Origin of the sequence: Pseudophaeobacter sp. (assembly GCF_039971195.1) — a bacterium.
GTDB lineage: Bacteria > Pseudomonadota > Alphaproteobacteria > Rhodobacterales > Rhodobacteraceae > Pseudophaeobacter.
The window spans coordinates 1-8,381 of the sequence record NZ_JBDWPJ010000104.1; the positions used below are offsets into that span (position 1 = coordinate 1).

The 8,381-nt window shown below is 59.8% G+C and carries 8 protein-coding genes; 7 read left to right on the forward strand and 1 reads right to left on the reverse strand.

The genetic code is table 11. From position 1 onward, the window contains the following. The first annotated feature begins 247 nt into the window (after positions 1-247). From argS to ABJP42_RS09180, 6 genes are all read left to right on the forward strand, one after another. Positions 248-1,993, forward strand: coding sequence for an arginine--tRNA ligase (gene argS, locus ABJP42_RS09155; protein ID WP_348340007.1), 1,746 nt, complete (start codon positions 248-250; stop codon positions 1,991-1,993). A 98-nt stretch (positions 1,994-2,091) separates the two neighbouring features. Continuing rightward, positions 2,092-3,708 carry an SPOR domain-containing protein gene (locus ABJP42_RS09160; RefSeq protein WP_348340008.1) on the forward strand — a complete coding sequence of 539 codons (1,617 nt, stop codon included), beginning with the start codon at positions 2,092-2,094 and terminating at the stop codon, positions 3,706-3,708. Further along, complete coding sequence (gene nagZ, locus ABJP42_RS09165; RefSeq protein WP_348340014.1) at positions 3,708-4,712, forward strand: beta-N-acetylhexosaminidase; 1,005 nt, start codon at positions 3,708-3,710, stop codon at positions 4,710-4,712. The genes ABJP42_RS09160 and nagZ overlap by 1 nt, the downstream gene beginning before the upstream one ends. After that, positions 4,705-5,502, forward strand: a complete 798-nt coding sequence (locus ABJP42_RS09170; protein WP_348340009.1) for a segregation and condensation protein A — start codon at positions 4,705-4,707, stop codon at positions 5,500-5,502. Before nagZ ends, ABJP42_RS09170 begins: the two co-directional genes overlap by 8 nt. Continuing rightward, positions 5,502-6,176 (forward strand): SMC-Scp complex subunit ScpB, encoded by a 675-nt coding sequence (gene scpB / locus ABJP42_RS09175; RefSeq protein ID WP_348340010.1) that lies wholly within the window; start codon positions 5,502-5,504, stop codon positions 6,174-6,176. Before ABJP42_RS09170 ends, scpB begins: the two co-directional genes overlap by 1 nt. 143 nt (positions 6,177-6,319) lie before the next feature. Next, on the forward strand, positions 6,320-6,541 hold the full coding sequence (locus ABJP42_RS09180; RefSeq protein WP_348340011.1) for a hypothetical protein: 222 nt from the start codon (positions 6,320-6,322) through the stop codon (positions 6,539-6,541). Here the strand turns inward: ABJP42_RS09180 and ABJP42_RS09185 are convergent. Then, positions 6,507-7,703 carry an MFS transporter gene (locus tag ABJP42_RS09185; RefSeq protein WP_348340012.1) on the reverse strand — a complete coding sequence of 399 codons (1,197 nt, stop codon included), beginning with the start codon at positions 7,701-7,703 and terminating at the stop codon, positions 6,507-6,509. The genes ABJP42_RS09180 and ABJP42_RS09185 overlap by 35 nt on opposite strands. Positions 7,704-7,829: 126 nt before the next feature. Here ABJP42_RS09185 and ABJP42_RS09190 point away from each other — a divergent pair, with 126 nt between their 5' ends. Next, positions 7,830-8,306, forward strand: a complete 477-nt coding sequence (locus ABJP42_RS09190) for an Lrp/AsnC family transcriptional regulator (protein ID WP_348340013.1) — start codon at positions 7,830-7,832, stop codon at positions 8,304-8,306. Positions 8,307-8,381: the final 75 nt, after the last annotated feature.

An 8,381-nucleotide genomic window follows, 5' to 3' on the forward strand; every position in this document is an offset into this window, starting at 1 on the left:
AGATGTTGAGCGTCTGATCCTGTCGGATCCCTATTACGTGGCTTCGCTTCGCCGCTACAAAATCTCCGCTTGGGGAGATGCTATTGTGGGGCAAGCGGCGCTTTGACAGCGGATGGCGCTGCCCTGTTGAGTTGAAACCTCAATAAAACCGGGCAGCCCCGCTTCTGCGCTGGTCTTGCGCTATAGAATGGTTGACCATTGGGCTAGGCATGATAAGCCGCAAAGTCGAACCAATGGGACGCCAGAGATGAACCTTTTTTCCGATATCCGCGCGCTTGTCATCGACAGCCTCACTGCAATGACCGCTGATGGCGCACTGCCCGAGGGGCTTGATTTTGCCAATGTAGCAGTCGAGCCGCCGCGCGATGCCGCGCACGGAGATATGGCGACCAATGCCGCCATGGTACTGGCCAAACCTGCCAAGATGAAGCCGCGCGACATTGCCGTTGCTCTGGCCGCCAGGCTGGACAGCGATGCGCGGATCACCTCGGCTGAAGTGGCCGGTCCTGGGTTTCTCAATCTGCGGCTGTCGCATGTGGTCTGGCAGGGGGTGCTGAATGCGGTGCTTGAGGCTGGGTCTGACTACGGTCGTGCTGATCTGGGGCAGGGCAAGAAGGTCAATGTGGAATATGTCTCGGCCAACCCGACGGGGCCTTTGCATGTGGGCCATACCCGTGGCGCGGTGTTTGGCGACGCGCTGGCCTCGCTCTTGGGATTTGCCGGCTATGATGTGACGCGCGAATACTACATCAATGATGGCGGTGGTCAGGTCGACGTCTTGGCGCGCTCTGTCTACTTGCGGTATCTGGAGGCCCATGGGCAGGAAATCGCCTTTGCCGATGGTACCTATCCCGGAGATTACCTGGTCCCTGTTGGCGAAGCGCTCAAGGACAAGGTCGGGGACGCCTATGTTGACGCGCCCGAGGATGTCTGGCTCGCAGATGTGCGGGAGTTTTCCACTGATGCAATGATGGGCCTGATCCGCGAGGATCTGGCGATGCTTGGCATCAAGATGGATGTTTTCTACTCTGAAAAATCGCTCTATGGCACTGGCCGGATCGAAGCGGCTTTGGAAGAGTTGGAGAGCAAGGGATTGATTTATCAGGGCGTCTTGGAGCCACCAAAGGGCAAAAAGCCCGATGATTGGGAGCCGCGCGAACAGACCCTGTTCAAATCTACCGATCACGGTGATGACGTCGACCGGGCGGTGAAAAAATCTGATGGCGCCTGGACCTATTTTGCCCCGGATATTGCCTATCACTACGATAAGGTCTCCCGTGGTTTTGATGAGCTCATCGATATTTTTGGCGCCGACCACGGCGGCTATGTCAAGCGAATGAAGGCGGCTGTTTCAGCGCTTTCTGATGGCCGGGTGCCTTTGGATATCAAGCTGTGCCAATTGGTGAAACTGTTCAAGGACGGTCAGGAATTCAAAATGTCCAAACGGGCAGGGACCTTTGTCACCCTGCGCGATGTGGTCGATGCGGTTGGCCCGGATGTCACCCGGTTTATGCTGCTCACCCGCAAGAACGATCAGGGCTTTGACTTTGACCTGGACAAGGCTTTGGAGCAATCCAAGGACAATCCGATCTTCTATGTGCAATATGCCAATGCCCGGATCTGTTCGACCCTGCGCAAAGCTGGCGAAGCCAAGTTTGAGACCACTGATGTGGTGTTGAAAGCGGCGGATCTAGCGCAGGTCTCGCATCCGGCGCAGCTCGCAGTGGTGAAAAAACTGGCGGAATGGCCACGTCAGATTGAAATTGCTGCCCGCACCAATGAACCGCACCGGATTGCCTTCTATCTCTACGATCTCGCCTCCGAACTGCACGGGCTCTACCATCTCGGCAAGACGGAATTTGGTTTACGCTTTGTTAATGAGAGCAGCGAAACGGCAACACATGCCAATTTGGCGCTGGCGCGTAGCGTTTCCATTGTTATTTCCGCTGGTCTTGGTATTCTAGGAGTGAAACCGGCGCAGGAGATGCGGTAACAAACCGCGCACAACCGTCGGACTGAGGCAGTTCAAGTGACCCAAAAGCAATCAGGAGAGAGGTGTCTCACCTGATTCTTAGGGCAGTAAGGCGGATTATGGCGTATTTTGCGCAGGCAGGCTCTGGCCAGCCCCATTCTCATGATGGCACCCGGAACGAGGCGGCTTCTGACCCCTACGGTCAGGCGCCTGCTGGTCCACGCGTAACCGTGCAGCCCCATGTAACACCACGTGCTGTGGCACCGGCTCCTGGGTCTGCGGGACAGCCGCAGGCTTTTGCCCCGCAGACCCAGCAATACCAGCAGCCACAACCACAGTCCCTTCGCCAACCACCCGCGCCTGTCAGCCCCTTCCCGGTGGAAGGCCCCGATCTTCACGCCAATTATCAGCCAAGCGCCTATGAGGCAGCAGTACCTACAACGATAGCAGCTCCGGTTGCTGTTCCTGCTGAGGCCAGGTCGCCGCAGGCTCAGATCCATACGCAGCCCCAAATCCAGGTGCAGCCCAGATTGCAGGACTACGTCAGTGCTGACTATGCGGTTCCCGGAATCGGGGCGCAGAGCTATTCCGAACAGAGCTTTGACGAACAAAGCTACAATGCCCAAGAAGAAGCGGCACAACCGAGTTTTGCCGGGGCTTATGGCGGCGCTGCAGAGCAAAGCTATGGCTATGCCGAGGAAGAGGCTGAAGACTACGGTTATGACGATAGTGCTGCCTTTGCGACAGCACCTACCCGTGGCGGATTTGCCCGCGCAGCAAGTCTGTTTGGCGCGGCGGCTTCTTTGGCCCTGGTCGTCGGGCTTGGGGCCTGGGGCTATCAGCTGGTGATGCGCGATGTCAGCGGTGTGCCAGTTGTGCGCGCTGTCGAGGGACCAATGCGGGCACAACCAGAAAACCCGGGCGGTAGCCAGGCTGACCATCAAGGCCTGGCGGTGAATTCCGTTGCGGCAAATGGCACCGCAGAGGCGCCTGCCGATCGTCTGACTCTAGCGCCACAACCCATTGAACTTTCACAGGATGATCAGCCAATGTCGCGCCTGACCGCGCCCGAAGCTGATCTGCCTCCACAAGAGATCAACCCGGCACCGCAACAGGCCGAAGCGCAGGTCTCTGAGGCTTCTGTCTCTGCCTATCGCAATGGTGATATCGACGCACTGGTGGCTGAGCTGACGGATGGTGTAGCGCCGCTTGGCACGCTTCAGGACGATGCTTCGACCGCGCAAGCGGCTCCGACTCCGGCGCCAACCCCAGCGATTGTTCAGCCAGAGCCCCTGCAGCCTGTTGAAATTGCAGCCGTTGGCAGCGCAAACGCTTCGACGCCGTCGGCTGCTCTGCGCAATGCACCCGGGATCAAGATTTCTCTACGCCCCAACCTGCGCCCGGCCCGCTTTAGTCCTGCAGCGGCTCAAACCGCACCTGGAACAGGCCGTGCAACGCTCGAGGTTGATCCAAGTACACTGCCTGCAGGTACAAGGCTTGCGCAGCTTGGCGCCTATGAAAGCGCCGAAGTGGCTCGCGCCGAATGGGATCGGATCTACAGCCGCTTTGAGGACTACCTTGAAGGCAAGACCCGAGTCATTCAGCGTGCCGAAAGCGGTGGGCGGACCTTCTATCGTCTGCGTGCCATGGGCTTTGACGGGCTCTCTGATGCGCGTCGCTTCTGCTCTGCGCTGGTTGCTGGTAAGGCCGATTGCATTCCGGTGACAACCCGCTGATGGCACCGGGGGCCTGCATTCTGGACGCCGAAGGCCATCGGCTAACCGCAGCCGAGAAGGTCTTGTTTCGCGCGGCTGATCCCTTTGGCTTTATTCTGTTTGCCCGTAACCTTGATACTCCCGATCAGATCCGTGCGCTTTGTGCTGATCTGCGGGAGGCCGTGGGGCGTGACTGTCTGATCACCATCGATCAGGAAGGTGGCAGAGTGCAGCGCCTACGCAGCCCCTTAGCGCGCGACTGGATGGCGCCGCTGGATCACGTGAAGCAAAGCGGCGATCAGGCTGAACGGACGATCTACCTGCGCTACCGGCTGATTGCACAGGAACTCTTTGACCTAGGCATCGACAGCAATTGTGCGCCGGTTGGCGATCTGGTGACAGATGAAACTCATCCCTTCCTGAAGAACCGCTGCTATGGCTTTGACCGGGGTCAGGTGACCGCATTGGCGCGGGCGGTCGCGCAGGCGCATCTGGACGGCGGCGTGCTGCCAGTTCTGAAACATATCCCCGGCCATGGCCGTGCCACGGCAGACAGCCACAAGGATCTGCCACGGGTCACGGCGGATCTTGACGCGCTGCAAACGCAGGACTTCTCGGTCTTTCAGGCGCTGAATGACCTGCCTCTTGGGATGACGGCACATCTGGTCTATGCGGCTCTGGATGAACAACCGGCTACAATCTCCCCGGTGATGATGTCGCTGATCCGGCAACAAATCGGCTTTGGCGGGCTGATCATGACCGATGACATCTCGATGAAGGCCCTGTCTGGAACCCCAGCGCAAAACGCCTCCGCCGCCCGGCAGGCGGGCTGTGATTTGGTGCTCTATTGCAATGCTGCTTTGGAAGACCGCCGTGCGGTGACCGAAGCCGCAGGTCGCATGGATGTGGCGGGGCAAAAGCGGGCGGAAGCTGCGCTGGCGCAACGACAGCCGCCCAAGCCGCTTGACACCGAGGCCGCCGAGGCCGAACTTACCGCCCTTATGGGTGGAAAGGTCTATGCCTGAAGAAAATCTGTTCCACGAAGTCACCGCGCAATCGGTCGAAGAGAGACTGGCGGCTGAGGCTCTGATCATTGATGTCGACGGCTATGAAGGGCCGCTCGACCTGTTGTTGACCCTGTCGCGTACCCAAAAGGTCGACCTGCGTCGTATTTCGGTGCTGGAGCTGGCGCGGCAATATCTTACCTTTGTGGAACATGCAAAAGAGCTGCGGATTGAACTGGCCGCCGATTACCTGGTGATGGCGGCCTGGCTGGCCTATCTGAAATCGCGATTGTTGCTGCCGCCTGACCCTACCGAAGAGGGGCCATCGGGGGCGGAACTCGCCGCGCACCTCGCTTTTCAACTCGAACGCCTGCAGGCGATGCGCGATTCTGCCGCCCGGCTAATGGGGCGCGATCAACTGGGGCGCGATGTCTTCGCCCGCGGCCAGAACGAAGATATCCAGCGGATCCGCACCGTCACCTATACTGCCAACCTGCTGGACCTGATGCAGGGCTATGCCCGCATTCGCACCAAGGATGATTTCCGCCCCTTTGTGATGGATCGCGACAGTGTCTTTACTATGGAAGAGGCGCTGGAACGTATGCGCGCCCTGATTGGGTTTACCGGCAGTTGGACCGATATGCTGAGCTATCTGCCCGATGGCTGGCACAAAGATCCGGTCAAGCGGCGCTCGGCGACGGCGGCGACCTTTGCCGCCTCGTTGCAATTGGTCAAGGAAGGACGGCTGGAAATCCGCCAGAACGAGAATTTTGCGCCGATACAATTGCGCAGCCTGGACGAGGAAAGCTGATGGACCCCCATAGCGCTACCCCACCAAGTGAACAGCACAGCGAAAGCGACAGCCTGTTTGATGCACCGCCCATTGCTGAGCAGGAGCGCATGGTCGAAGCGGTGCTGTTTGCCAGTGCCACGCCGGTAACCCTACGCGATCTCGAAGGGCGGATGCCGCATGGCTGTGATCCGGGCGCTGCGGTGGAACATCTGCGCAAACGCTATGAGGGACGCGGCGTGCGTGTGGTCCAGGTTGGTGAGGCCTGGGCGATCCGAACCGCACCAGACCTCGGGTTTCTGATGCAAAAGGAAATCGTGGAGACCCGCAAACTCAGCCGGGCTGCGATCGAGACCCTGGCGATTATTGCGTATCATCAGCCTGTCACCCGCGCCGAGATCGAAGAAATTCGCGGCGTGTCTGTCTCGCGCGGAACTGTGGATCAGCTGCTGGAGATGGAATGGGTCCGTATTGGGCGGCGGCGGATGACGCCGGGGCGGCCGGTAACCTTTGTGGTGACGCCGGTGTTTCTGGATCATTTTGGCCTGGAGAGCGCGCGGGATCTGCCTGGGCTCAAAGAGTTGCGCGCCGCCGGTCTGTTGGAAAATCGCCCCCCTCCTGGATCTTTGCCGCTGGGTCAGGACAATGATGAGGAGGACGAAGTTGGGGATCAGCCAGAGCTGTTTGGCGAGTGATCTTCGCCTTTGGGCCTTGGCTTTTGGTAGAAGAGGTCAAGGAATTGCCCAAATCTACTGTTAAGAGTTACGCAAATACAGATCTGATCTCTGGGGGCCTTTAGGGCGCGTCAGAGCGGTCGGGGATCAGTTGGAGAGACGCAATGAACCTGGATATGATTGTAAAAATGGTGATGCGCCGCCTGCTGGGCAAGGCTGTGAATGCCGGCGTTGATGCCGGGCTTGGAGCGATCTCGGGACGTGGCCGGCGTGGTGGTGGCGGCGCGATGCAGGCGCCAGAAACCCCAGCTGAAGCAGAGGCACGGGCCGAACGGGAGAGGGTCCGGGCGATCAGGCAGGCGCGTCGGGCAAAGCGGAACCAGTAGGGCCTGGGCGTAGGCTCAAGGCCGCCTCAATTGCTTCGCCGAGACACAGCAGCGCCGAAAATGCCAGACATCCGCCCAGCCCCCAGGGGGTGAAGATCAGTGCCCCGACAAAGGGCGCGGCAAAGACGCAGACATAGGTAACGGTGCTGTAGAGCCCCATGATTGCCCCGCGTTGGCCGGGGTCCAGTGCGGTCAGTCGCGCCACCAGCAGGTTCAGCCCCAGATGCTGAAAAATCCCCCAGACCAGTGACAGAAAAAGTATCAGGGCAAAATGCCCGGCAAACACCAGCATCACCAGATAGGTCACGGTAATCAGTACAAAAACTGGCGGCGTGGCGCGGGCAAGGCCCAGCCTGTCCAGGATCGGGTCAAACAGCACCGCCAGCCCAAAGCCAATGCCGTAAAACAGCGGCAACAGGCCCGCCTGGGTGGTGCTGAGCCCGAGCTCCAGGGTGATATGAGCGCCGGTAAAGAAATAGGTGGTGTAAAAGCTGAGCATCAACAGACAAGAAGCAAGCAGCCCACGCCGGATGCCGGGCACCCTTAGGGCCGTCAAGGGCGAGCTCACCTGGGCGCTGGGGACGGAAATGCGCCCCAACCGGGCGGAACCGAGCCAGAGTGCCGCCGCCAGAAGCGCCAGTACCAGATAGACCAGCCGCCAGCTCGCCAGATCGGCCAGCCAGGCGCTGAGGCTGACCCCTAGTACCATCGACAGGGTCCAACCGGTGAGCACCAGCCCAACCGTGCGGGCCTCACGCCCCTTTGGGGCAATCACTGCAGCCAATGTGTAGATCGAGGGCAGGGCAGCACCGCCTGCAAGACCACAAAAGGCCTGGGCCGCAATCAGGCTCCACAGGTTCGGGGCCCAGGCGCTTGCTGCCAGGCCCAGCGTCAGCACCGCAAGGGCCAACCGCAAAACCCGGCCTGCACCAAAACGATCCCCCAGGGGGGCCAGTGTAAGCGCCGCAGCCGCTACTCCCAGCCCATAGGCGCTGGCCGCCTGCATGACGCCCGCCGGATCAGTCCCTAGATCCTCACCAACAGCCATGACCAGAGGCGACAGTAGCAATGAGTTGGAGCCGACAATGCCAATGGCGCTCATCAGGATCACAATGGATTGCCAAAGCGCGGGAGTGGCAGAGGCTGTGTTTGGGAGGGACATTGGGCGCGCCTTTGAATTAAGTTCTGTGTTTGCTACTATCGACCTTATGAAATTCTGTGAAGCCCTGGTTTTCACTCATGGTGCAAAAACAGATGGTATTCGGAAAATAGCACGAGGAGCCGGGCGATGGATGCGTTGGACCGAAAAATATTAGGTGAATTGAGCCAGGACGCCACCCTGTCCTATGCCAAGATCAGCGCGACGGTGGGCCTGTCGGCGCCGGCAGTGCATGAGAGGGTCAAACGGCTGCGGGCCTCTGGCGTTATCCGGGGCACTGTAGCGCAGCTGGACGGGGCAGCGGTGGGCAAGCCGCTATTGGCCTTTATTCACGTTGATACAGTGGGCTGGGGCAAGACTGGCGCAATGCTGGCGCTGGATGCCTGGCCCGAGGTGGAAGAGATCCATTCAGCCACTGGCGACACCTGTTTGATTCTCAAGGTGCGGGTAGCCTCGCCACAGGCGCTCGAAGGCCTGCTGTCGCAGATCTATGACGTCGACGGGGTACGCGGCACCCGCACCTATGTCACCCTGTCGACGCATCTGGAGCGCACGGTTCAGGCCGAGGTCTCACAGGATCTCTCTGAAGGTCTTTATGTCAAATGACCGCAGCATCTTCACGCTGCCTTCTCTGCCTTCAAATGCTGCGAGGGCAAGGGGGGGGGGGGGATTAGGTGGGGG